The sequence below is a fragment of the Ekhidna sp. genome, assembly GCF_965212185.1.
Lineage (GTDB): Bacteria > Bacteroidota > Bacteroidia > Cytophagales > Cyclobacteriaceae > Ekhidna.
In genome coordinates this window covers 1639502-1664582 of record NZ_OZ243102.1, presented here as the reverse complement: position 1 = coordinate 1664582, position 25081 = coordinate 1639502, and the positions used below count along the sequence as shown (strand labels likewise).

The window sequence follows — 25081 nt, the reverse complement described above, 5'->3', positions numbered from 1 at the left end:
AATTTATTCGGATATGGTAAATCTAGATTCTAATTTTGTTGAAGATGTGCTTTCAGATCCTATAGAATATATCACTCTATAGTGTCCAGGGGACGCCTTTGATCTATTGGTGATCCTTCCCTGATCGCCTTGAACACACTCTTCTTCAATACCATTCCATGAAAAAACAAAATAGCCACCTTTCCCAATAGATCTTTCCTGTGGAGGTGCTGGACATGGCGATTCACAATCACAATAGAGTACACTAACTCTTTCCCAGTTCTCACCGGTCCACCTTTCTATCATTGGCTCAAGAGGACGAACTACCAACACATCATTTTCACTGACGTTCTTAAAAGTGATTGAAATTTCGTTGTTGGCACTTTCTCTACGGTCTTCTATAAAAAGACTTTGATTTTCAATCTCTGGGAAATTATTTGCAGGGGAGCTCGCTTTACAGCCTATGACAAAAACGATAATTATAAATGTAAATCTCATTGTTTTATGATTGTCTTGGTAATCTTATTCGCTCCGTCCTGAAGTTTTAAAAAGTAAATTCCCTCCCCTAAAGAGGATATATCAACTTGAATGGTATTACCACTTTTTGATTGATTGTATGGCACTTTCTGCCCCATCATATTAAATAAGCTTAATGATGATGACTCACTAACTCCTTGGATTGAAAATTCCTTATTTGCAGGATTAGGGAAGATGATTATCTCACTTTTATCTACTGAAAGCGGATCGAGGACAACCATTTCTGTCTCAGTATAAGCTGAATTACCTTTTGTATTTCTTGAGGCTAATCTGAAATAATACGTTCCACTTGGTCTCTCAGAAATTGTAATATTCGTTCCAACTACAATTCTTGACTGGAAACCACCAAGAAACGTTGAAAATTCACTATCCTCAGATACATCGATTACAAACTGATTTACTTCATCAGTCACAGACCAGTTTAGTGTAAATTCACTGGAAGTAATATTCGTTGTTTCCTCAATAGTAGGGACTTCCGGTAGAGTTAAGATGTTTGCCTCAATAACTCTTGAGTCTCCTCTAAGCAGTGAAGTAGCGTATATTTTATAATAAACCATAGTATTGGTGGCGGGTACACTCTCTTCAAATGAAACGGTATTAGGATCAAGAGTAGCGAGCAACTCAAATGATTGATCGTCTCCGATAGACCTCTCTACCACATAATTTTCTTCGGAGGAGGCATTATCCACCCAATTTAGACTTATTGAATCATCAATCTGTTCAATACTCAAATCAGAAGGTGTGGCCAAGACATCAAAAACATTCGTAGTAAAAACACCTCTTCCATGAGTAGCTACCACCACTCTATTATCACTTGATCTCACCTGAAGCATGTCACATCTTACATTGGCAAGGTTAGTTGATGCCGAGCCCCAAACGGGGTTGGATTCATATAAATTACTAGTAGACCAAACGCCTAGTTCAGTCGCAAGAAGAACTTCTTGTGGACTTTTTGGATTAAATAGTGCCCACCTAACAGGTATATCTGGTAATGTGGAGTTGTCTTTGTTTTCCCAGGTAGATCCACCATCATTGGTATACCAAACTGAGTTAACTCCATAATTTGAGAATGTAACTAAAATCTCATCATCAGTTTGACCTAACGCAATTGAAGATACATACCCTTCGGTTGAAATATCATCAGAAATAGGCGTTACACTTGGAGTGTCAGCGGCATCATCAACGCGATAGACACCACCACTTCCAGTCCCAATAAATACCCTATTGTCTTGAAGTGCATCAGCATTTATTGCCGATATTAGTTCCATATTAATAGTGAGAGGCAAAGTCTCCTGACCTGATGGAGTATCACTAATTCCTGATATTCTCAACAATTCTCCTTGGTTTCCTGCTGAATACAAGATGTCCGCTGAATTATCATAATCTGCAGGATTGATAAATCTGCCTGCATCACTACTTGCCAATGTTGTAACAAAGCCGCCACTTGAATTCAGTAAATAGTAGTTATTGTACACATAAGAAGAGATTTGAAAAGCAGGATTGTCTTGATCGATGAAACAAAAAGCACCGTCTCCACCGGTTACTTCTGATGTTGACAAACCATCAGAGTCTCTAAATCGCTGCGTACCATTGTCTTGAGAGCCAGCTAAATAGTAATTTACATCCGCAGTATTCTGTGCAGCCACCGCATAAAATTGAGTGACATTATAATCCTTGTTTCTATCAGCAAAGGTTGGACTAGTTGCTGTTCCCAGATTAGCTGAAAAACTCACTCCCCCATCACTGCTGATAACAGCCTGTTCAGGTTTACCGGGTCTAAAAACGATATTATGAATGTCAGCATGAACGTACGGATCACAGGAATTTCCAGGGAAGGTCCAATAAGAAACCTCATTCATTGATACCCCTCCATCTCCCGATCGTACAACATTAATCCCACCGGCCACTACTACATTTTCATCCGCAGGACCTACAGCTATTGCTAAATCATACCATGCCTGGCTTCTAGTAAAGTCATTCTCACTTTCTGAACAATCTTGTGCCCTGTATTTAGGAATGGTCAAATCAGTCCAAGTTGATCCGCCATCCTCAGATTTTCTAAACCATGCAATATCAGAATTTCTCGAAGCAACTGCATAAATAACAGTAGTAGATGCATCACTACTCGCGGATGGAGCAACCGCAAGTTCAATGCGCTCCTGATTGGTACCGGATGTTGTTATCGATTCCCATGTTAATCCATCATCAGAAGATCTATGGATACTTCCTATTGAGAAAATCCCAAGAGTAGCATATATATCTCCATTGGCGGCAATTTCTAAATCATTACCATCTGAATTAAACGCTCCTTCAGAATTCGAATCAAGGACACCTGTCCATGTCTCCCCTCCATCTGTTGATCTTTGAACGCCTCCTCCTCTACTAGATGCCAAAATTGTCCCACTATCCGTAACAACAATTCTCTGTACGTAATTGAATGTTGAGTTAGCAGTAGAATTCAATTGAGACCAAGTATTTCCACCATCTGTCGACTTAAAAATACCTGCTCCACGAACAGCATCACCATTGAAATAGCCTTCTCCTGTTCCCGCATAGAATTCTTGGGTGTTCGTAGGGTCAAATGCTAATGTAGATACCGCAAGATTTGCCATGAAATCATCAACATTCTGCCATGAAGAATTAGCATCTGTGATATTGGGATTAAACCATATTCCACCTGCAACTCCTGCGGCCCACAGCTTTTGAGTATTCACATCATTCGGATCCCACATCAGCGCTCTGGTTCGCCCGCCAACATTGTTAGGGCCTCTCTCAGTCCACGTAATCCCTGGTATTGAAGCGCTTGATCTACCAGATAGATAAGTTTTTTTTTCTTTGAATGCTTTAACCAATCGCTCAACAGGAACCGTCCGTGTTTCTGGATCTACAGTCATCAAGAAGTTTTGCTGCATGGCTAAATCAGGGCGGTCTTTTTTTGGAATCTGCTCCCACTCTCCTAAATCTGATGACAGATTATATGGATGGTTTTTTAAGAAGTCAGCAAATGAATCATTAGGTGTCTGGATCTTTACAATTACACCGATAGCTACAACGGTAGCCAGAATAGGAAAAATTTTTCTCATAATAAAAAAATAATGTAGCAAGATACTCAACTCTATTTATTGCAATTCCAATTTTTCGATACTTGCCTTTAATTCATGGAGTAGTTGATTCTCAAACCATTGATTCTTTTTCATCCAGATTCGGTTTCGTGGCGATGGGTGTGGAAGTGGAAAGTATTTTGGAAGGTATTTTTGATAGGATTCAACAGTTTTGGTAAGGTTTTTCTCCATCTTTTGTCCTAAATAATATCTCTGTGCATATTGCCCAATTAGTAAGATAAGCTTTAGGGAATCACATTTTGACAATAGTTTTTCGTGCCAGAGAGGTGCGCATTCTGGTCGTGGAGGAAGGTCTCCAGATTTTCCAGAGCCTGGGTAACAAAAACCCATGGGAACCAATGCTACCTTATCGGGATTATAAAAGACTTCTTCAGAAAGGCCTAACCATGATCTCAAATTCTTTCCGCTGGCATCATCCCATGGTATTCCAGACTCGTGCACTTTTCTGCCTGGAGCCTGACCAATAATTAACAATTTAGCAGAAGGTGAAGCACTCACTACTGGCTTAGGATCATGCAAAAAAAAAGAGCTACACACTGTGCAACTCTTAATCTCTCTAAGCAAGGCTTTCATCTTATCTTCCGAGTGAATGTAACATTTTGCCGTGTGACACAAGTGCCGACATGAATGTTGGATAAGATCGATATGGAATATTGTATTCCTCTGCTGTTTTTCTTACAATCTTTGAAATCTTTCTATAGTGAACATGGCAAATATTTGGAAATAAATGATGTTCTATCTGATAGTTCAAACCACCAACGAACCATGAAAGAATCTTATTCTTTGCAGCAAAATTACAAGTCGTCTTAAGCTGATGAACTGCCCAATTTTCTTCTACAACATCGGTATTCTCAACGTTTTCAAATGTATGGTCTTCCATCACATGTGCAGGCTGAAAAATGATCGCTAATGTGAATCCAGCGACATAATGCATAAGGGTAAATCCAAGCAATATATGATACCACGGTAAAGAAGTAAATAGAATAGGTAATGCGAGGATGTATGAGTAGTAAACTACTTTAGTCAGAATCAACCAGATCCAAGCTTTCGTTACACTCTTAGTCTGCTTTCTAAGCATTCCATCCTTCGTATATTCAACTAGCTGAATGATATCCTTTACGATAATCCAACTCATGGTCATAAGTCCATAAAGGAACCAAGCATATATATGCTGCCATTTATGATGTTTTTTCACAGGCGTATTTGGATCAAATCGCAGAATGCCTCCCTTAGGCGAAATATCTTCGTCCATACCAGTAACATTTGTGTAGGTATGGTGCTTTACATTATGCTGAATTTTCCAATTCGTTGCATTTCCACCAACAACATTTAAAGAATAACCCACCAATTTATTGATCCATTTCTTCTTGGAATAGGCTCCATGATTGGCATCATGCATAACAGACAGCCCAATTCCAGCTTTTCCTAAGCCCATTAAAAAGGCCATTAGATAGAATACCCATATGTTTTGCACGATTCCGAGCAAAAACATGAAATATGGGACAAAGTATAAAGCAAACATGAAAATGGATTTTGTAACCATTTCGCTATTTGCATAGCGGCCGTACTTTGAATTTTTGAAATACTGATTCACACGCTGATTTAAAGTCTTATTAAAATCCTCGTGCAAATTGTTTTTAAATCGAACCACTTTTTGGCTCATAGCTTTCATTGACATAAATAAAAAATTAATACCCTTCAAAGATAGGTAAGAAACCATTGATATCAGGGATTATTTTGACCAATGGTAGCTTTTATCTGTCGAGCCAGGATTTGAAATCAGTTACTCGCTCTCTTGCGACTATTATTTGATCATCATCAAAATGATCGATTACAATCTCAAGACGAGAATTAGTAAAGGCTATAATGTCCTTTATCGAGCTTAAACTAACTATAAATTTTCTTGAAATCCGGAAAAACTGCTGTGGATTTAATAGCTCTTCTACCCTATCCAAAGTGAAATCCACTAAAAAACGCTTTCCTTCTTTTGTAAATAAGTAGGTGCCTTTATCTTGACTATAAACAAGCTGTAAATTATCAGTTTCGACAGTTTTTAAGTGTTCTCCAACTTTGACAACAAAACGCTCCTTCCCCCCAGGTTGAAGCGATTTCATTAGCTTATCAAGATCATTACCAACTGATGCGGACGAGGACTTAGGTTTATTAAAGTTCTTTTCAAATTTTTTGATAGCGTTAGTGAGTTCTTCTTCAGCTAATGGCTTTAACAAGTAATCTACACTGTTGGTTTTGAAAGCCTTAAGGGCAAATTCATCATAAGCAGTTGTGAAAATGATGGGTTTGTTTATCTCTATTTGATCAAAAATATCAAAGGACAAACCATCTGCAAGCTGAATATCCATGAATATAAGATCATAACTAAGCACTGGTAATGAAATAGACGCAGACTCAACAGAATCAAATTTTGCTACAAAATCATAATCTGCTCGGATATCCTCGATCAGTGATCTCAGTCTTTTGGCAGCCAATTGTTCATCTTCTATGATTATGTATCTCATTTATCAATCGTTAGTAATGGTAATTTCACTATGAAAAAGTCTTTTCCTTTTTCTACCTCAACCTGCTTATCTGACAGATATTTATACCTTTCAATGATGTTATTCAATCCTATCCCAGTAGAATCCTTTACTTTTTTCTCCTTCAAATTATTCTGGATAATACAAACATCTTCTTCAAATTCGATTTTGATTGTAAGTGGATCTTTTTCACTTACTACATTATGCTTAATTGCATTTTCTACAAGAATCTGTATGGCTAATGGTGGCACATATTTATCACTTTGATTAGTCCCTATTTCTAATTGCAGATTATCCCCGAATCTGATCTTTTGCAAGAATGAAAAATTCCTAACAAATTCCATCTCTTCATGAATCGGTACTACCTCTTCATCCTTTCTATCTAGGACATATCGATAAACCTGCGAAAGTTTACGGATAAACTCAACCGCTTTGTCTTGGTTGTCATATACCAAAGTGCTTAGGACGTTCAGAGAATTGAATAAAAAATGAGGATTGACTTGATTTTTTAGACTGTTATATTGAGAGGCTACTTGCTCGGTTTTTAAGCGTTCATTGTCAATGGCAGCTTGGCGCCAGGCAATAAGAAACCCTCTCCCATGCATGAAAACATTTATTCCTAAAGTGACCCACAAAGTAGTCCAATAAGGAGCACCTGTCTCTTTAATTGTTTCGCTCCAGGATCTTTTCAGTACAATCAAATCAAAAAACAAATCAAGAGCCCAGACAACAATAAATACAAAAACGAAGATGGATACCACACTAACCAGAAAGCGTTTAATGGGTGAAATAACCCACGGAATATGGATATCCCAGAAGTCCACAAGTAATTCACTACCCTTCCAAAAACAAATCCAGGCCAAGCCACTATAAGAAAAACTCAACCAAAAATTAAAGGAGAATATATATGGTTCATTTAGGCAGTTATCACAAAAAACTACCATATTCAATGTACCACCTACAGGGAATATTAGGATGGCACCAATTAAGTGATTTCTCCAGTACTTACTCACAGTGAGATGATTATTTTCTGAGCTCCTCCTTTTACCTCAAACTTGCAGTCCTCAAAACTTGGAGGACCAAACATTCCTTTTGCATTATTAGAAAACGCATAGGGCTCAGATGGAATACCCATGAAATTTGAATCCAACTTACCATTGTCATTTTCATCTTGATAAATTGAAACCGCATACTTTTCCTGACCAAGCAACTCAAAAGAAAATTCAATGATAGTCGAATCTATTGATTTGCTGGCACTGATCATTTCCTTCGTAAGAAAATGATCCTCATGATTGTAAATGGCTATCATCAAAGAGCCTTTGATCTCTTTTATATTTTCAACCCTTACAATAAGTTCACATTTATCTTGTGTAAAAGCTGCTTTAGAAGCTGTGCAGATCACAAATAACAATAAAAGTCTTTTCATTTTTTCGATTTTCTTCAAATCTGATTCTGCCACCAGATCTTTTCAACTTAGTGATGCTCAACTGTCGAATATTAAGGTTGAACTGTATGCAATGTTAAAATCACAATATTAATTAATTGAAAGGCAAAAATATTTTTTAAAATGTTATGCATGCAGAGTAATTTAGTTTATATTTGTTATGCATGCAGAGTATATTAACCTTTAAAACCAGAAAATAGATAGATAATCAATGGAAGCAGTATCAGAAAAGACAGCATTAAAAGGCGGTGAATTTTTAATCAAAGAGACTTTAGCAGAAGATGTATTTATCCCTGAAGAATTTTCAGAGGAACAAAAAATGATGGCGGCCGCCACTCAAGACTTCATTAACATGGAAATTGATCCACATACTGACCGGATTGAGAGTATGGAAGAGGGAATGATGTCTGGTCTCATGGATAAAGCCGGAGAGCTTGGTTTACTAGGCGTTAATGTACCAGAAGAATACGGAGGGTTAGGAATGAGCTTTAATACTGGTATGCTCATTGCAGATATCATGGCATCTGCTGGATCTTTCTCTACTGCCTATGGAGCTCACACCGGGATCGGTACACTACCAATTCTTTACTATGGTACTGAGGAACAAAAATCTAAATATTTACCGAAGTTGGCCAGTGGGGAATGGAAAGCATGTTACTGTCTAACAGAACCTGATGCTGGATCAGATGCTAACTCTGGCAAAACAAAAGCCGTATTGTCAGATGACGGTAAGCACTATGTCATCAATGGACAGAAGATGTGGATATCTAATGCTGGATTTGCGGATCTACTTATTGTATTTGCTAAAATTGATGATGATAAAAAACTTTCTGCTTTCATAGCAGAGCGAACCTGGGAAGGCATCACCATGAATGATGAGGAGAAAAAGCTGGGAATTAAAGGTTCTTCAACTCGTCAGGTATTCTTCAATGATTTGAAAGTACCTGTAGAAAATCTACTTTCTGAGCGAGAGAATGGATTCAAGATAGCTGTCAATGTCCTTAACGTAGGACGAATTAAACTGGGAGCTGGTTGTATTAACGGCTGTAAAGATGTAGCATCCAAGTCTACTCAGTATGCCAATGAAAGAAAGCAATTTGGAGTTTCTATTTCAAGTTTCGGTGCGATCAAATTGAAGTTGGCAAACATGGCCACTAAAACATACGCTACTGAATCAGCAGCATATCGTGCAGGCCAAAACATCGAAGATTTAATTGCAAAGCTTCAAAACGACGGCCTCTCTCCTTCTGACGCTAAACTTAAAGGTGTTGAGCAGTATTCCATCGAATGCGCAATGATTAAGATTCATGGCTCTGAAGTTTTGGATTATTGTGTGGATGAAGGTGTTCAGGTTTACGGTGGAATGGGATTCTCTGAAGAAGCCCCTATGGCTAGAGCTTATAGAGACGCAAGGATTACCAGAATTTATGAGGGTACCAACGAAATTAACCGAATGCTCATCGTTGGAATGATGCTTAAGAAAGCAATGAAAGGTGAAATTGATTTGTTAGGACCGGCGATGGAAGTTGGTAAAGAGCTAACTGGTGTACCTTCATTTGATACACCGGATTTATCCGCCCCTCTTGCTAAAGAAAAAGAAGTAATAAAAAATTTAAAGAAAGCAGTATTGATGGCTGCAGGTAAAGCAGCAGAAAAATTTGGGCCGAAGCTAGATCAGGAGCAAGAAGTACTAATGAATCTTGCGGATATGCTGATTGAACTCTACGTAGCAGAGTCTACTGTACTCAGAACTGAGAAGTTGATTCAAAAATATGGAGAAGAGGGAAGTTCACTGTATCAAAATATGGCAAAGCTTTATTTAAATGAAGCTGTCATTAAGATAAAAAATGTTGGAGATGAGGCAGTAGCGTGCTTTGCGGAGGGTGATGAACTTCGAGTAATGCTTATGGGAATGAAACGATTCACTAAGATGGATCCTGTAAATACCAAGGTATTAAGACACGCAATTGCAGATGTGATGATTAAGGAGAATAAGTTCCCATATTCGTTGTATAACTAAAAAGACTCATATACGTAACTATAAAAACCGGCCATTGGTCGGTTTTTTTGTATAAAGTTTGTTTTCGGGACAATTCAAAATAGCTTTGTATGGGAGGCAAGAGCATCCATCAAAATGGAAGAATTCGATAAGAAGTTAACCACAAAAGAGAAAGCATTACAGCTTAATCTCGACACCCGAGTATATGGCACAGTTGCCGAGATAGGTGGAGGACAAGAAGTAGCGGCATATTTTTTTAAAGCAGGAGCAGCATCAGGTACAATTGCTAAAACCATGTCAGCCTATGACATGACCTTCAGTGATGCCATCTATGGTAAATGTGATAGGTATGTTTCGCAAGAAAAGTTATTGCGAATGCTTGATAGAGAATACTCACTTCTTGATCAGCGGCTAACACAAAGAGCCAAGAAAAGTACATTTTTTGCTTTTGCTAATACGGTCGAAACAATCAACTATAATAGAAGCAATGTGGGTCATGGTTGGATGGGAATCCGATTCCAAAAGCATAGCATGACCAAACCAAATGAGTGCATCATTCACGTTACTTTAAAGGACAGAGATGCGGAATGGCAACAGCAAGTGTTAGGAATTGTTGGAGTCAATCTTGTCCACTCTTGCTATACATTAAACACGCCTGAGGAGATCATAGATTCATTAGTTGATAATGTGCGAAAGGATCGACTGGAGATTGATATGTTTAGCATATCCGGCCCGGACTTTCATCATGTCGATAATCGTTTGATGACATTGAAGTTAGTTAAGAATGGATTGACAAAGGTGGCCATGTTTGGACCAGATAAAAATGTCATCCTACCTTCTGATATCATATATAGAAAAAATGCTTTGGTCTTAAGAGGACGATTCCGTCCAGTGACTCACGTCAATGTTGACATGATGATTACGGGAATGCGATCATTCAAAAAAGAGTTGGGGCATGCGAAAGATATTGTTTCTGTAGTTGAAATAACGCTGAAAGATCTAACATTAGCAGGTGAGCTTGATGAACAGGATTATTTGGATCGTGTAGATCTTTTGTGCTCACTGGGACAAAACGTAATGATCTCAAATTATCAGGAGCACTACAAACTTGCTGGATACCTATCTCAATTTATAAAAGATAAGACCCTAGGTATCATCATTGGTATGAATAACCTCACGCAAATTTTTGATGAAAAATACTATCAAAACTTAGACGGTGGAATCCTCGAATCTTTCGCTAGGTTATTTGGAAGTAATGTGAAATTATTTGTCTATCCTATTATCGATTCTAAGTCCGGAGAAATTAAAACTGGAAATGACTTTGAGCCTGAGCGACATCTACAAAGTTTATTTTACTATTTCATTGAGAACCATAAAATTCTAAGCATCCCTGATGCAAAAACTGATAACCTTCATATCATTTCGGATCAGGTCTTGGATATGATTGAAAATGACGAAAGTGGTTGGGAAGATTTGGTACCGAATAGGGTTGCTGAATCAATCAAAGCAAATCACTTATTTAACTATCCGTATCAGATAGAAGTGGACGAAGAAGATTTCCAATAACCTATCATATAAATGCCCTTTGTGGGTACCTTCCTTTTGCTATATTTGGCGCTTTAACCCAACCTAAGACTTTTAATATATGAGCGCACGAGGAAAATTTTCCAGCAAACTTGGTTTTATTCTAGCAGCAGCAGGATCAGCTGTTGGCTTGGGAAATATTTGGGGTTTCCCGTACGAGGTTGGTGAAGGTGGTGGAGCTGCATTCGTAGTTATCTATCTCATTTTTTGCTTCATGCTCTGCTACCCTGTGATGGTCACGGAAATTGCTATCGGTAGAAAAACACAAAAGAACCCAGTAGGCGCATTCAATGCATTAGGCTACAAAAAATGGAATTTTGTTGGTAAACTAGGACTCTTTAGTGGAGTCCTGATCCTTTCTTTTTACAACGTCATTGCCGGATGGGCATTTGGTTACATCTTTGAAATGATCGCCGGAAACTTTGGTATTGCAGATCAGTTTGGTGAGTATATAACCAATGTAATCAAAGTAGGATCTTACGGTCTGGTATTTATGCTGTCAACAGCATATGTTGTTTCTAAAGGAGTTTCCGGAGGAATTGAAAAAGCTGCCAGGATATTGATGCCCACTCTAATTATTATGATTTTATTGATTGTAGGCTATGGGCTCACTTTGCCAAATGCAATCGATGGTTTGAAATTCTATCTGATCCCAGATTTTTCCAAACTAACACCTTCTGTGATTTACAACGCTATGGGCCAGGCATTTTTCTCCTTGTCACTTGGAATGGGTGCACTTATAACCTACGGTAGTTATGTTAATAAGTCAGACAACATCGTTACATCAGCTGCTTTTATTACGTTAACAGATGTTGGTATTGCATTTCTTGCAGGACTTATGATCTTTCCATTGATAGGGTTTATGAGTGAAGGTACAATGGAAGGAGCTGGAAGAGGTCCGGCACTAATATTCGTTACACTTCCTCAAATTTTCGGAACCATTGGTGGCGGATTGGGTGTAGCTACTGGAACATTATTCTTCGTTCTTCTTTGTTTTGCAGCACTAACCTCTACTGTCTCACTTCTTGAAGTTCCTATATCCTATGTGGTAGATGAGTGGAATATTAAGAGAAGTAAAGGCGCCTGGATGGTGGCAATATTCATTTTCATTATTGGAATTCCTTCGCTCGTTGGCAATGGTTATTCTGATTTTTTCAGTACCAGCTTTATCACATATAAAGACGGAGGACAGGACACAGATTTTCTGTCATTTGTAGCTGCTTTAGCTAACGATACCATCCTACCTCTAGGCGGATGTTTAATTGCATTTTTCGCTGCTCATGTCTGGAAGAAGCATAATTTAGATGAAGAGCTAGCTCAAGGTTCTCCTAACTATAAAGGATCATTCATTCAAAAATATCTAAACTTCGCTATTGGCTATTTTGCACCAATCGTTTTAGCATCGTTATTTATATTAACAGTGCTATTTAAGTTTTTTGGAATTCAGATTATTTAAGATTACTCCTTAATAAAAGTACCTGGATCTTTGCCATCGAAATAGATCACGTAAGTTCCTGCACGAAGAACAGTTACGTCGATCTCTATGCCTTGTCCTTCATGAACTAGTCTACGGGCCTGATCATAAATTTCATAATGAGTGGATCGTGAAAGATACAGTCTCGTTTTGGCTGATTTTGGTTTGAACTCTACAGGTTCGGGATAAAAATCGAAATCAACCTCTAACGAATACAAGTGTTTCAACCTGCTTCCTCGCGGGAAGTGATATTTTATTCGATACTTGTTCGCTCCCTCTTCCATATTAGGAAAGTAGGTATACTCCGCTCCCTCGTACCTGCCAATGGCTGGTTGTCTATCTTGCTCAATCCATATTCCATTATCTAATTTTTCAATAGCAAACTCCCCCGTCCCGGTTTCACCTTTGGTACTCCAAACCAGTGCTGAATCTGATAAAGAAATTTCAGAAAAACGGAAAATGGTATGAAAGAGAACTGCCTCTGGATTTATTATAACTGGTGCGCATAGGGTGTCTTTATGAACCAACCTAATCTTCACTGGAGTATATAAATCAAAATCTTGGAAATCAATCTTTAAAGCACTCAAGCGATAATTAAGATCCAGACGTTTTTCATTGATGTATATTGATTCGACACAAAACAAATTATCATTTCGGTCAAAAGGATTTTGAATGAAAAGCGTCTTACCCTGATAGACTCCAGCTAATTTTGTTTCAACTTTAATCGGAGTTTGCCCAATTGCAAATCCACATACAAATAAGGTAAGTGTAAAAAACCAATATTTTCTTGTCATGACAGGCATTTGCCGTATGTACTTCAAACTTGATGCTATTGTTTGAAATGTATTAATTATTTCGATGAGTATACGTAATAACCTCTTTAAAAATTTATATTATAGAACAAAACATATATTTTCTATTGATATTTCTATGTGATGAGCAAATAGAGATTAGCAGCTGTTTAAGTTATTTTCAAGTCAATCTTAATTGATAATTTAGCTTTCAATGAAAAATTGGACAACCATAATAGTTCTTCTTGTTCTTTCCGGATGTGCTCCTAAAGTAATATCATACCTAAACGAAAATTCAAAATTTGAAACTTTTGAATCTTATAGGATTGTGAGTGCAAAGGCAGAATCTAAGAATGTCAATGCGATGAATACTCAGATTTTTGACCTTATTAAAGAGAATATTACTAAGGAAATGGAAAAAAGGTCTTTCATTAATTCAAATGTTTCTCCAGACCTTATCCTTAGGTACGAAGTGACTTCCAGCGCACGAACAGAAAGCAATTCGACACGTGATCCATTCTATCCAGTCTATCGCATAAATTCACGCACCATCTACGAGTCAATTATTCTTTTAGAATTGTTGGATAAAAATAAAAAGCTGGTTTGGCAAGGTAGTTTTGATTTAAGGCAAGAAAGAAAAGAAAAGAAAGCTTCAAAAGCGATTGAAAAGGCAATAGGTTATATATTCACATCTTTCCCTTATCGGGCTTTATCAGACCAGCCAGATGAATCATTAAAAAATTGAAAAGTAAATAACAATAGATGACAGACTATGGATTTTGGTCTTTGATACCACCCATCTTAGCTATTGGATTGGCTATTCGTACAAAGCAAGTAGTATTCTCACTTTCTCTCGGAATATTTATTGGATATTTAATCATTCAAAAAGGCAATCTTTTCGAAGGACTCCTCTCCACCATTACAGCTTTTGTGGATGTATTTCAAAGCAAAGGCAATACACGCACCATCATACTTACTTTAATTATAGGTGCTCTTATTCAATTGATTAAATATTCGGGCGGCATCAATGGATTTATTGGATGGGTTCAAAAACGTCTGGCTGGCAAAAGTAATTTCAAAGGTAAAATACAAGCGACTTCAGCTTTAACAGGCTTTTTGATTTTTGTGGAGTCAAACATTTCGATCCTTACTGTCGGAACCATTTTTCGTCCTCTTTTTGACAAACACAAAATACCAAGAGAAAAGCTGGCGTATCTGGCTGATTCCAGTTCTGCTCCATCCTGTGTTCTTTTTCCCCTAAATGCATGGGGTGCGTATGTAATGGGTCTTCTGGTGGCTTTCCCAGAAGTAGATCCTTTCAAAACCTTGATTTACTCGATCCCATTCAACTTCTATGCGATACTTACGCTTGTATTTGTTTTTTGGCTCTCATTATCTGGAAAAGAATATGGAGAAATGAAACGCATATCAACTAAATCACAAAATCTAGATCATGAGGAATCCAGTACAGATAATGATAAAACTTCGTCTCCATTAAACATGGTTATCCCGATAGCAATGATGGTTTTATCAATGCCATTCTTCCTGATCTATGGTGGCTGGGATGCAACTTCAGCAGGTTCATTTTCTGAAAAAGTATGGTATAGTATCAGCAATGGATCCGGTTCTGAAGCTGTATTAAATGCTTGTTTTGCTGGATTTCTTACTGCAGCTATTATGTATGGCTTTCAAAAAATGATAACCATTAAAAGCTTTATAGAAGAGTCATTCAAAGGCATGAACGACATGGTGGTGATGGCTGTCTTAATGGTTTTAGCGTTTGCTATCGGGAATCTATGTAATGAGCTTGGAACAGGTATTTACGTGTCAAGAGTGACTTCATCCTGGCTGATACCAGAAGTAGCGCCAGCTTTGATATTCATAATCAGTAGTTTCATTGCTTTCGCAACGGGTACTTCCTGGGGAACATTTGCAATTATGATTTCGATTGGAGTCCCGCTTAGCTTCGCGGTTGATGCCAACCTTTATCTAGTAATAGCTGCAGTTCTTGGTGGAGGAGTATTTGGAGATCACTGCTCTCCTATTTCAGACACCACTTTGATTGCTTCAGTAGCATCTGGCTGTGATCACATAGATCACGTAAGAACACAACTCCCCTATGCGCTATTCACAGGGGGATTGGCTATAATTTGTTACTTAATATTTGGTTTTATCTTGTAAGACTTAGACTATTTACAATAATCTTTGATCGCTCCATTTGCCTCAGGAACATCCAATGATTTAGCAAACTTGAAATCTTCACATGCAGAACTGATTCGGTCTTTGCCAACCTTAACTGCACCTCTGTATAGGTAAGCTTCACCAAAATCACGATTGATGCTTATGGCATTATTGTAAGATTCCAACGCCTGATCTAAATAGCCAAGCTGATGTTCAGCCCTACCTGCCAGGAAATGAGCTTGAGCTAAATTTTCATTTAAGTCAATAACATCTCCTGTGTAAATCAATACTTTGTTGAAATCCTGGTTATTATAAGCAATCTTGGCAAGACTCAAATATGAAGAAATATGCTTTGGATCAAGTTCAAGTATTTTTTCAAAGTCTTTGATTGCTTTATTGGTCTCTCCAATTTCCTCATAAGATCGTCCCCGGTTATAAAGGCTCTTCACATGATCCGGATGCGTTGATAAATATGATGTATACGCCTCTGCGGCTTGATTGAATTCACCGTCATCAAAATAATCATCACCGCTAATCGAATCCTGACTATTGCACCCTACTAATAGAGCGACTAATAATGTTTGTAATAGATATTTCATGAATTTTTCTAAAGTCGGCAAAAGTAGACCTATTATTCAAAATCAATACCGCTTTTTACGTTTTTGTATGCGGTAAGTTCACAATGCGCAGTGCCAAACTTCATATTTGCTGATACTTTTAGAGGTAAGCGATTAGCATCTGCAGATACCCAAAAGGTGACTGCATCTTCACCAACAAAAACACTGTTTTTTTCCATGATCGGAACCACTTTGTGGCAATAAATCTTTCCAACTTTCGATTTAATCATTTCTATTCCATGATAAACCATTTGAAAATGGTAGAATTTCTTATCAAAAAATGCGTCAATCGATACTCTATCACCTTTTTCTAATTTTCGATAATCAATGCTTCTAGCATGCATCAATCCTCCCATCATGTCAAATACTCCATCTTTTTCAATGTCGAAGTATTTGGTTGGCCGTGGAGATTCTTCTTTAGCCGAAGCTTGTTCGAATTGAATCCGCATTGAGTCATAATCGAAAAACACTTCTTCCTCTAGATCATAGTCACCCTCAGAAAGGTCCCTAAAAGAGTAATAAGGTTTGAATGATTCTTTATCAATTACAGCTCCCCATTTATCATCCACCTTTGAGAAAACGCCGGCAAGTCCTGCAGTTCTACCCTCAATATCTATTTTTAAACATTCTCTTCCATCCCTGTAAATAACTTCATCCGAAATAGAAAATGAGCCACGACCGACCGTAAACCAGCCATATGTTAATTTGAATTGTAAAACTTCACCAGTGCTAACAGGTCTCTCCTTCATCATGGGTTGAGCCTGAGTCAGCATTCCTATGAGCATCATCAACGTAAATTTCATTATTCTAATTGTTGGTATGCTCATAGTTCTACAACTAAAATGCCATGAATTACACCGAAACGTTATTTTGTCGTAAAGCTTCGTTTAACGATGTTTTTTTATCGGTACTTGCCTTTCTTTTCCCGATTATCAGAGCACATGGCACATTGAATTCTCCAGCCGGAAATTTTTTAGGAATGGAACCTGGAATGACTACAGATCTGGAAGGGACAATTCCCTTGTACTCTACTGGTTCTGAGCCAGTGACATCAATGATTTTGGAACTAGCAGTGAGAACTACATTTGCTCCCAATACTGCCTCTTTACCAATTCTGACACCTTCAACGACAATGCATCTGGATCCAATGAAAGCATTATCTTCTATGATTACGGGAGCAGCTTGTATTGGCTCAAGAACGCCTCCTATACCTACACCCCCACTCAAATGTACATTTTTGCCAATTTGAGCACAGCTACCAACTGTCGCCCATGTATCAACCATTGTGCCTTCATCTACATATGCCCCAATATTCACATAGCTAGGCATTAAAACCGTATTTTTTTGAATAAATGCCCCGTATCTTGCAATAGCATGAGGAACAACCCTTACACCAAGCTGGTCATAATTGGACTTAAGTTTTATTTTATCATGAAACTGGAATGGGCCAACCTCAATTAGTTGCATTTTCATTAATGGAAAATAAAGTATGACTGCTTTTTTAAGCCATTCATTAACAATCCAATCATCACCAGAAGGCTCGGCAATCCTTCTTTTTCCATTATCAAGTTCCTCTATCACTGTTTTAATAGCAACAGCAACGTCTTTTTTGTTTACTAGAGAGCGATCCTCCCATGCCTCTTCAATGAGGTTTTTTAATTCCATGTAATATTCAATATTTACAGTGATATGAAGAAAAAGATTGTGATTGCCTCTGTATTAAAACCTGTAGATGATGTACGGGCATATTGGAAGCTTTCCCAATCAATAGCGAAAACAAATAAATATGAAGTTAATATCATAGGAAATGCCTCTAAAAAAGAGATATCGCACAAGAATATTAAGGTGCATAGTTATCACATTTACCGAGATCAATGGCTTAAAAGGTTAATAATTCGAGAAAAAATTCTTTTTAAAGTTCTTAAAATTAAGCCCGCACTTTTGATAGTAACAACACATGAACTATTGAATGTATCCTTTATTTGCAAAATATTGACAGGATGTAAGGTTATTTATGATGTGCAGGAAAACTATCACCTCAACATTAAGGCCATTCGACCTTCCATCACCAAATCACTCATTGCAGCAATAGTAAGACTTAAAGAATGGCTCAGTAAACTATATGTCAATGAATATTGGCTGGCTGAAAATTGCTACGTCGATCAGCTTCCATTTACCACAAATAGATCATTAGTAATTGAAAACAAGGCATATAAAGTCTCTTTAGAAAATGACCCATTTGAATCGAAAATCAAACTGTTATTTTCAGGAACAATTTCAAGTTATGCTGGAATAGAAAATGCAATTGAAATTTTCAAGCAGATAGTCAAAGATCATGAGGAATGTGAACTGAAAATCATCGGGCAAGTTCATGATGATTCGCTTTTGGAATACCTCAAACAAGAGTCAAAAAATCACCCCTGTATCAAACTCAATATTTCTAAATCACCTATTCCACACGAAGAAATATTAAACGCAATTTCTGAATCAAATCTTGGGATCATAGCCTATTCTCCTAATGTCATCAACAAGGAAAAAATCCCCACTAAACTTTATGAGTATGCGAGACATAAGCTTCCTTATTTAGTTATGGAAAATACATCTTGGAGTAAGAAAGGTAAAGAGTTAGGAGGAGCAATATCAATTGATTTCAAGAAAATTGACACCAATAATTTGGTTGATATATTAGGAAAATGGGATGAATTGTTCCCAACAAAATTTCCAACTTCAGAAACATGGGAATTTGAATCTAATAAAATTACCTCTTCACTTGATAAATTAATTAGATAACAATAAATCTACTGATTTATAATTAGTTATACATTCAATAAAATGTTATTCTAAATTTATTTTTAGATTAATCTAAAAATATTTTAACTTCGCATGATGATATCAGAGTTAAGTTTTACTGAAGAAAACTATTTAAAAGCCATCTACCATTTATCTGAGGAGGGAAACTCAAGTGTCAACACAAACTCCTTAGCAGACAGCATGAACACCACTCCTGCTTCCGCAAATGATATGGTGAAAAGGCTATCACAAAAAAACCTGATCGGTTACCAAAAATACAAGGGAGCGACCCTCCTAACAAAGGGAAAAAAAGTGGCTTTAACCATCATTCGAAAACATCGACTTTGGGAAGTTTTTCTTGTAGAGAAGCTTGGATTCAAATGGGATGAAGTTCATGAAATAGCAGAGCAGCTTGAACACATAAAATCTCCTAAACTTATAAGGCAATTAGATAAGTTCTTGGGCTTCCCAACAATAGATCCGCATGGTGATCCAATTCCTAATGAAGATGGAGAAATGAAAGAAACGGTCAGGGCATCTATTTCAGATGTTGATGTTGATGCCATGGGAATTGTTGTGGCAGTCAATAATGATGACACTCTGCTTCTACAACATTTAGATGCTTTAAAAATAAAACTTGGGTCGAAAATTAGGATTATCGAACGGATGGATTTTGACGGATCGGTATCAATCACCATTGATGATGGTGCCAAACAATTTATTTCAAAATCTGTAGCAGAAAATTTGATGATAACATTAGTATAATAAGAATGAGATTAACATTAATAGCAGTTACAATAGTTTTATTACTCCTAGGTTGTCAGCAGCAAAAAAAAACTAACGAAAAACCTCATGTTGTTGCTACAACGGGAATGTTATACGATGCTGTAATCAATATTGCCGGAGACAAAATGACAGCAGAGGCCATTATGGGTCCGGGAGTTGATCCACATTTATATAAAGCAACCCAAGGTGATCTGTCTAAATTCAATAAAGCAGACCTGATTGTCTATAATGGCATCCTACTTGAAGGCAAAATGAGTGATATACTCAAAAAATTAGGCCGACAAAAACCAGTAGTTGCGGCAGCAGAATCGGTTCCAAGAGAAATGCTGAAATCTGCAATAGGCTATCAAGATGCATATGATCCACACATTTGGTTTGATGTACGAAGATGGAGGTATGCAGTTAAAGCCATTTCTCATGCACTAATCAAATTAGACTCAGCTAATCAGGAGTTTTATGAAGCCAATACCAAAACATACGTTCAAAGATTGGATAGTCTTGATAGCTATGTGAGAAAAAGAATTAGTGAGATACCAGAGAATCAGCGAATATTGGTAACCGCGCATGATGCATTTGTCTATTTTGGTGATGCGTACGGCATTCGAGTGGAAGCATTACAGGGCATATCTACTGTTGCTGATTTTGGTCTTAAAGATATCGCTGATATCATCGACTTAATCATCGAGAATGACATCAAAGCCATCTTCGTGGAAACTAGTGTTTCAGAAAAATCTATCAATGCAGTGGTTACTGGATGTAAAGAGAAAGGACATATTGTGAAAATTGGAGGGTATTTGTACTCTGATGCAATGGGTGAGTTTGGAACTGAAGAAGGGACCTACATTGGAATGTTTAAAAGTAATATTGAAACAATTGTAAATGCCTTAAAATGATACAGCAGGTTGATAATCCGGTTTTAGAGATCCACGACTTAACAGTAAGCTACGACAAGAAGCCCGTGTTGTGGGGAATTGACCTTTCCCTTCCTAAAGGAGCTTTATGTGGCATTATCGGACCAAATGGTGCGGGTAAGTCTACTCTTATCAAGGCAATTATGGATTTGGTGGAGATGAACTCAGGATATGTCAAACTTTTTGATCAGCAACTCGATGAAGTAAGGAAGCGCGTAAGCTATGTTCCTCAAAGGGAGTCGGTGGACTGGGATTTTCCGGCCTCAGTACTGGATGTAGTTTTGATGGGTCGATATGCCAGTCTAGGGTTATTCAAGAACCCTCGAAAAGCAGATAAAGAAGCTGCGATGAAAGCGTTGGAAATGGTAGGAATGGAAAAGTATTCCAAAAGGCAAATTTCACAGCTTTCTGGCGGCCAACAGCAACGAGTATTCCTTGCACGAGCACTGACACAAAATGCTGATATCTATTTTCTGGATGAACCATTTGCTGGCGTAGATGCAGCGACTGAAAAAGCAATATTCAAAATTCTTCAGAATCTTTCAAAAGAAGACAAAACCATAATCGTAGTACATCATGACTTACAATCCGTTGAAAATTACTTTGAATGGGTGATTCTCCTAAACCTGCGATTGGTAGCTTCTGGTCCAACCAATCAAGTTTTTACCCCACAGCTACTAGAAGAAACATATGGTGGGAAACTCACACTTCTTACTGAAGTTGGTGAGCTAGTGAAAAAAGGGGAATTTAAAGCAAGAGAAAAGCAATAATGGAAACGTTGATTGAATTCTTTTCTTTCAAATATCCAAACATCAAATACGTCGTATTTGGAACCATACTCCTATCCATTAGCTCAGCTGTAGTTGGATGTTTTACATTCATTAAAAAGAAATCCCTTGTAGGAGATGTGATTTCACATGCGGTGCTTCCTGGTATTTGCATTGCATTTATGGCCTCCGGTAGCAAAGACCCCTTCCTACTAATCATTGGAGCCTTTATTTCTGGTTGGATTTCAATAATGGTGATGGACGCCATCATACAAAACACGAAGATCAAAGAAGATGCAGCAACCGGCTTATCACTATCCGTCTTTTTTGGAGTTGGAATCTTATTGATGACATATATCCAACATTCAGGTAATGCATCCCAAAGTGGACTAGACACCTTTCTTTTCGGGAAAGCAGCAGCACTGGTAGGTAAAGATTTAATGGCATTTAGTATAATAGCTATTATCGTTTTAGTGACCGTATTCCTGTTTTACAAGGAATTTAAACTGATTAGTTTCGATCCTCAATTTGCAAAGGTTATTGGCTTACCTATAAGGCGTCTTGAGATGATTCTAACGTCTATCACTGTTCTCGCAGTAGTAACCGGCATTCAAGCTGTTGGGGTTGTTCTTATGGCCGCTATGCTAATCACACCTGCTGCCGCCGCACGTTTCTGGACCAATAGGCTTTCAAGAATGGTCATGTTAGCTTCAATATTTGGTGCGTTTTCTGGTATCAGTGGTGCATTTATCTCTTATAGCGCCCCTTCAATGCCCACAGGACCATGGATGGTAATGATCTTATCAATCATTGCACTTCTATCTTTCTTCTTTGCTCCTGGCAAAGGAATTCTGATTAGGCAATGGCGAAGGTTTTCAATTAGAAAACAACTGCTTGAAGAAAACTTACTGAAAGCCTTCTACAGGATTGGTGAAAATAGTGGTGACCATTTCGATGAAGTGGCTGTTGACGATATTCAGCTCATAAGAAACTTTTCTCAGGCGCAATTAGCTAAAGGTCTCAGAAAACTTAAAATCAATGGATATGTTGAACGAAGTAATGGCTCCTGGTTTTTGACTAATGAGGGCTTTGAAAAAGGGAAACGTATAACAAGGTTGCATCGGCTTTGGGAGCTCTACTTAACCAAGTATTTAAGGATTGCGCCTGATCACGTACATGAAGACGCAGACACCATAGAGCACGTAATAACACCAGAATTAGAGGCTAGATTAGAAAAACTACTCGAGTATCCTACCTCAGATCCTCATGAATCAAAGATTCCACAATAATGGATGCATTTTGGATCATATTGACCGGTTCATTGGTAGCAGTTAGTTGTGCGATACTTGGATCATTTCTGGTCTTAAGGAAAATGTCAATGGTTGGTGATGCCATCTCACATTCGGTATTGCCTGGAATTGTCATTGCATTCATTATTGCAGGAAGTATGCAATCAATCTGGATGTTGGTTGGTGCTGGCATTTTAGGTGTACTTACCACTTTTCTGATTGAGTTTTTTCATCAAAAAGGAAAACTACAAACCGACGCATCAATAGGTGTAACGTTCACATGGCTATTTGCATTAGGAGTAATTCTTGTTACCTATTATGCAGGTAATGCACACATTGATCAAGATTGTATTCTGCATGGTGAGATAGCTTATGTACCTATTGACCTGTTATATGATTCCTCTGGTAATCCAATTGGGCCTAAGGCAGTAATCATTCTGTCTATTGTTTTAGCTTTGATATTACTTTTTGTGACCCTATTCTATAAGGAGCTATTTATCACCACTTTTGACGGATCATTTGCAAAGGCCATTGGCATGTCTACATCTAAATGGCATTATGCTTTGATGGGGTTAGTTTCTCTAACTACCGTAGCATCCTTTGAGTCAGTGGGTGCTATTCTTGTTGTTGCGCTTCTTATAGCACCTGCCGCATCTGCATATCTTATAACCAACCAGCTAAAAATGATGTTAATACTAAGTTCATTATTTGGAGTAATCAGTTCATTTGCAGGGTATTGGCTAAGCTATGCTTTGGACGGATCAATCGCAGGTGCGATGGTGACTGTTTCTGGGTTTATATTCGCCATCTGTTATTTCATTGTAAGATTTAAGAAATGAAAAAACTATATTTTTCCGCATTGATTATCATCATGAGTTCATGCTACAAAGACTTGTCTATGGATGGGTTTGATAAAGATCAGTGGAATAATGCATTAGAAAATTGCAGTAGTTATCGCATGGAAATCGCTGATCTCATAATAGAAAATCAGGATGTGCTTTTACAAAGCACTCAAAACGAAATAGAAAGCCTTTTGGGACGCGCGAAAGAGCACGAACTTTACGATCGAAACCAAAAATATTTTCATTACCGACTTACACCACCAAACACTTGTGAAGATTCGGAAACAACAAAATTCCTTTCCATCAGATTCAACGCCATTGGCAGGGCCAATCTTGTCCAGGTTATGTTAAGAGAACCTCAGTAGCTTACTAACGAGTGAATGTTATTACTATAATTTTTTAAGAATTTTACTCCGTCAAGAAAACTTAATTCCACTAAAAACGAAAAACCAGCTATTTCACCCCCTGCTAATTTTATCAATTCAGCGGCAGCAACTGCGGTACCACCTGTTGCAAGTAGATCGTCATGAATAAGTACCTTATGCCCTTTAATGATTGCATCTTTGTGCAATTCTACCTCAGCACTGCCATATTCCAGATCATACTCATAAGAAAATGTGTCTGCTGGAAGTTTACCTTTCTTTCTAACGGGAACAAATGGCAAGCCCATTTTCTGTGCCAATGAGTTGCCCCAGATAAATCCCCGAGATTCAATTCCAACGATAACATCAATATTCTGACTCAGCCATTGCTTTGCAAATGCATCGGTAATTTCTGCACTGAGATGAACATCTTTTAAAAGAGGTGTAATGTCTTTAAATACTATTCCAGGTTTTGGAAAATCCGGAATATCTCTGATGCTATCTATAATTCGTTTTTCAAGATTCATATCAGTATTTAGCATATGGTTTAAAAAGAGGCACAGTATTTGAAATTGATGCTAAAGAACTCAATGCTAACGAAACGAGCAAGATTATAACTAGACAATGGTCTTTGCTTGGATCAATAAACAATAATTGATATGAAAAAGCTGATTACATATTTCCTCATAGTAGGTATTTCGATTTCTCTCCATGCTCAAAAACCATCTAAAATAGAACGTATTCTAAACATTAAGCAAAAATGGACGGTCTTAGATGTAAAAAGTAAACGACCCTATTTCGAATTAGGTGAAACATTTACGATCCGGGTAGATAGAACCTTTTACCATGATAGGAATAATTATGCAAAACTGGGTGGGAACTGGGCTTTAGACGGTAAGAAAATGATACTCACTTATGATTCATTTACTGAAGAAAGACGTAGAATACCATATGTTTATAAAATAAAGAAATGGGGAAAAGATGGATTTCGATTGACTTATCGCAATAAGTTCAATAAAAAAGAGAATGTTTATTTCAAATAAATCAGGCCCCTTTTAGGGGTTTTTATTTT

The 25081-nt window shown here is 37.6% G+C and carries 25 protein-coding genes; 13 read left to right on the top strand and 12 right to left on the bottom strand.

Going from position 1 to position 25081, the window contains the following annotated elements:
• Positions 1–3: 3 nt before the first annotated feature.
• The 7 genes from ACOMC3_RS07270 to ACOMC3_RS07240 form a co-directional block, all read right to left on the bottom strand.
• Positions 4–477, bottom strand: a complete 474-nt coding sequence (locus tag ACOMC3_RS07270) for a hypothetical protein (protein ID WP_420318871.1) — start codon at positions 475–477, stop codon at positions 4–6.
• Positions 474–3599 carry a T9SS type A sorting domain-containing protein gene (locus tag ACOMC3_RS07265; protein ID WP_420318870.1) on the bottom strand — a complete coding sequence of 1042 codons (3126 nt, stop codon included), beginning with the start codon at positions 3597–3599 and terminating at the stop codon, positions 474–476. The genes ACOMC3_RS07270 and ACOMC3_RS07265 overlap by 4 nt, the downstream gene beginning before the upstream one ends.
• 36 nt (positions 3600–3635) lie before the next feature.
• Positions 3636–4136, bottom strand: a complete 501-nt coding sequence (locus tag ACOMC3_RS07260) for a uracil-DNA glycosylase family protein (protein ID WP_420318869.1) — start codon at positions 4134–4136, stop codon at positions 3636–3638.
• Between the two features lie 76 nt (positions 4137–4212).
• Positions 4213–5316 (bottom strand): fatty acid desaturase family protein, encoded by a 1104-nt coding sequence (locus tag ACOMC3_RS07255; RefSeq protein ID WP_420318868.1) that lies wholly within the window; start codon positions 5314–5316, stop codon positions 4213–4215.
• Between the two features lie 76 nt (positions 5317–5392).
• A complete protein-coding gene (locus ACOMC3_RS07250) occupies positions 5393–6154 on the bottom strand; it encodes a LytR/AlgR family response regulator transcription factor (RefSeq protein WP_420318867.1) in 762 nt (253 codons plus the stop codon).
• Positions 6151–7185 carry a sensor histidine kinase gene (locus tag ACOMC3_RS07245; protein WP_420318866.1) on the bottom strand — a complete coding sequence of 345 codons (1035 nt, stop codon included), beginning with the start codon at positions 7183–7185 and terminating at the stop codon, positions 6151–6153. Before ACOMC3_RS07245 ends, ACOMC3_RS07250 begins: the two co-directional genes overlap by 4 nt.
• Positions 7182–7598: a DUF2141 domain-containing protein gene (locus tag ACOMC3_RS07240; protein WP_420318865.1), complete on the bottom strand. Its 417-nt coding sequence runs from the start codon at positions 7596–7598 to the stop codon at positions 7182–7184. Before ACOMC3_RS07240 ends, ACOMC3_RS07245 begins: the two co-directional genes overlap by 4 nt.
• Positions 7599–7827: 229 nt before the next feature.
• Between ACOMC3_RS07240 and ACOMC3_RS07235 the strand changes: the two genes are divergently transcribed.
• The 3 genes from ACOMC3_RS07235 to ACOMC3_RS07225 all read left to right on the top strand — a co-directional run bounded on the left by ACOMC3_RS07235 (position 7828) and on the right by ACOMC3_RS07225 (position 12655).
• Complete coding sequence (locus ACOMC3_RS07235) at positions 7828–9636, top strand: acyl-CoA dehydrogenase family protein (protein WP_420318864.1); 1809 nt, start codon at positions 7828–7830, stop codon at positions 9634–9636.
• Between the two features lie 114 nt (positions 9637–9750).
• Complete coding sequence (locus ACOMC3_RS07230; RefSeq protein ID WP_420318863.1) at positions 9751–11181, top strand: TonB-dependent receptor; 1431 nt, start codon at positions 9751–9753, stop codon at positions 11179–11181.
• A 79-nt stretch (positions 11182–11260) separates the two neighbouring features.
• The gene (locus ACOMC3_RS07225) at positions 11261–12655 is read left to right on the top strand and encodes a sodium-dependent transporter (protein ID WP_420318862.1); all 1395 of its coding nucleotides are present in this window, start codon (positions 11261–11263) and stop codon (positions 12653–12655) included.
• Positions 12656–12657: 2 nt separating this feature from the next.
• Here the strand turns inward: ACOMC3_RS07225 and ACOMC3_RS07220 are convergent, their stop codons facing one another.
• On the bottom strand, positions 12658–13467 hold the full coding sequence (locus ACOMC3_RS07220; protein ID WP_420318861.1) for a hypothetical protein: 810 nt from the start codon (positions 13465–13467) through the stop codon (positions 12658–12660).
• Between the two features lie 211 nt (positions 13468–13678).
• On the opposite strand from ACOMC3_RS07220, the gene ACOMC3_RS07215 reads away from it, so the two are divergent.
• Together ACOMC3_RS07215 and ACOMC3_RS07210 are read left to right on the top strand one after the other, a co-directional pair.
• Complete coding sequence (locus tag ACOMC3_RS07215) at positions 13679–14209, top strand: DUF4136 domain-containing protein (protein WP_420318860.1); 531 nt, start codon at positions 13679–13681, stop codon at positions 14207–14209.
• A gap of 17 nt (positions 14210–14226) precedes the next feature.
• Entirely contained in the window at positions 14227–15645 is a 1419-nt protein-coding gene (locus ACOMC3_RS07210; protein ID WP_420318859.1) for a Na+/H+ antiporter NhaC family protein, read from the top strand.
• Between the two features lie 8 nt (positions 15646–15653).
• Here ACOMC3_RS07210 and ACOMC3_RS07205 read toward each other — a convergent pair whose 3' ends face one another.
• From ACOMC3_RS07205 to ACOMC3_RS07195, 3 genes are read right to left on the bottom strand one after another with little or no spacing between them, the layout of a single operon-like run.
• Positions 15654–16244 (bottom strand): tetratricopeptide repeat protein, encoded by a 591-nt coding sequence (locus ACOMC3_RS07205; RefSeq protein WP_420318858.1) that lies wholly within the window; start codon positions 16242–16244, stop codon positions 15654–15656.
• Between the two features lie 32 nt (positions 16245–16276).
• Positions 16277–17065 carry a DUF3108 domain-containing protein gene (locus ACOMC3_RS07200; protein WP_420318857.1) on the bottom strand — a complete coding sequence of 263 codons (789 nt, stop codon included), beginning with the start codon at positions 17063–17065 and terminating at the stop codon, positions 16277–16279.
• 49 nt (positions 17066–17114) lie between these two features.
• Complete coding sequence (locus ACOMC3_RS07195) at positions 17115–17927, bottom strand: 2,3,4,5-tetrahydropyridine-2,6-dicarboxylate N-succinyltransferase (RefSeq protein WP_420318856.1); 813 nt, start codon at positions 17925–17927, stop codon at positions 17115–17117.
• A 24-nt stretch (positions 17928–17951) separates the two neighbouring features.
• On the opposite strand from ACOMC3_RS07195, the gene ACOMC3_RS07190 reads away from it, so the two are divergent.
• The 7 genes from ACOMC3_RS07190 (at position 17952) to ACOMC3_RS07160 (ending at position 24012) form a co-directional block, all read left to right on the top strand.
• On the top strand, positions 17952–19052 hold the full coding sequence (locus ACOMC3_RS07190) for a glycosyltransferase (RefSeq protein WP_420318855.1): 1101 nt from the start codon (positions 17952–17954) through the stop codon (positions 19050–19052).
• Between the two features lie 93 nt (positions 19053–19145).
• The gene (locus ACOMC3_RS07185; protein ID WP_420318854.1) at positions 19146–19817 is read left to right on the top strand and encodes a metal-dependent transcriptional regulator; all 672 of its coding nucleotides are present in this window, start codon (positions 19146–19148) and stop codon (positions 19815–19817) included.
• Between the two features lie 5 nt (positions 19818–19822).
• Positions 19823–20731, top strand: a complete 909-nt coding sequence (locus ACOMC3_RS07180; protein ID WP_420318853.1) for a metal ABC transporter solute-binding protein, Zn/Mn family — start codon at positions 19823–19825, stop codon at positions 20729–20731.
• Positions 20728–21519, top strand: coding sequence for a metal ABC transporter ATP-binding protein (locus ACOMC3_RS07175; protein WP_420318852.1), 792 nt, complete (start codon positions 20728–20730; stop codon positions 21517–21519). The genes ACOMC3_RS07180 and ACOMC3_RS07175 overlap by 4 nt, the downstream gene beginning before the upstream one ends.
• Complete coding sequence (locus tag ACOMC3_RS07170) at positions 21519–22805, top strand: iron chelate uptake ABC transporter family permease subunit (RefSeq protein WP_420318851.1); 1287 nt, start codon at positions 21519–21521, stop codon at positions 22803–22805. The genes ACOMC3_RS07175 and ACOMC3_RS07170 overlap by 1 nt, the downstream gene beginning before the upstream one ends.
• On the top strand, positions 22805–23644 hold the full coding sequence (locus ACOMC3_RS07165) for a metal ABC transporter permease (protein WP_420318850.1): 840 nt from the start codon (positions 22805–22807) through the stop codon (positions 23642–23644). Before ACOMC3_RS07170 ends, ACOMC3_RS07165 begins: the two co-directional genes overlap by 1 nt.
• Positions 23641–24012: a hypothetical protein gene (locus ACOMC3_RS07160; protein ID WP_420318849.1), complete on the top strand. Its 372-nt coding sequence runs from the start codon at positions 23641–23643 to the stop codon at positions 24010–24012. The genes ACOMC3_RS07165 and ACOMC3_RS07160 overlap by 4 nt, the downstream gene beginning before the upstream one ends.
• On the opposite strand, the gene ACOMC3_RS07155 is transcribed toward ACOMC3_RS07160, so the two are convergent.
• On the bottom strand, positions 24006–24551 hold the full coding sequence (locus ACOMC3_RS07155; protein ID WP_420318848.1) for an adenine phosphoribosyltransferase: 546 nt from the start codon (positions 24549–24551) through the stop codon (positions 24006–24008). The genes ACOMC3_RS07160 and ACOMC3_RS07155 overlap by 7 nt on opposite strands.
• Positions 24552–24668: 117 nt before the next feature.
• Here ACOMC3_RS07155 and ACOMC3_RS07150 point away from each other — a divergent pair, with 117 nt between their 5' ends.
• Complete coding sequence (locus ACOMC3_RS07150; protein WP_420318847.1) at positions 24669–25052, top strand: hypothetical protein; 384 nt, start codon at positions 24669–24671, stop codon at positions 25050–25052.
• The last annotated feature ends 29 nt before the right edge of the window (positions 25053–25081 follow it).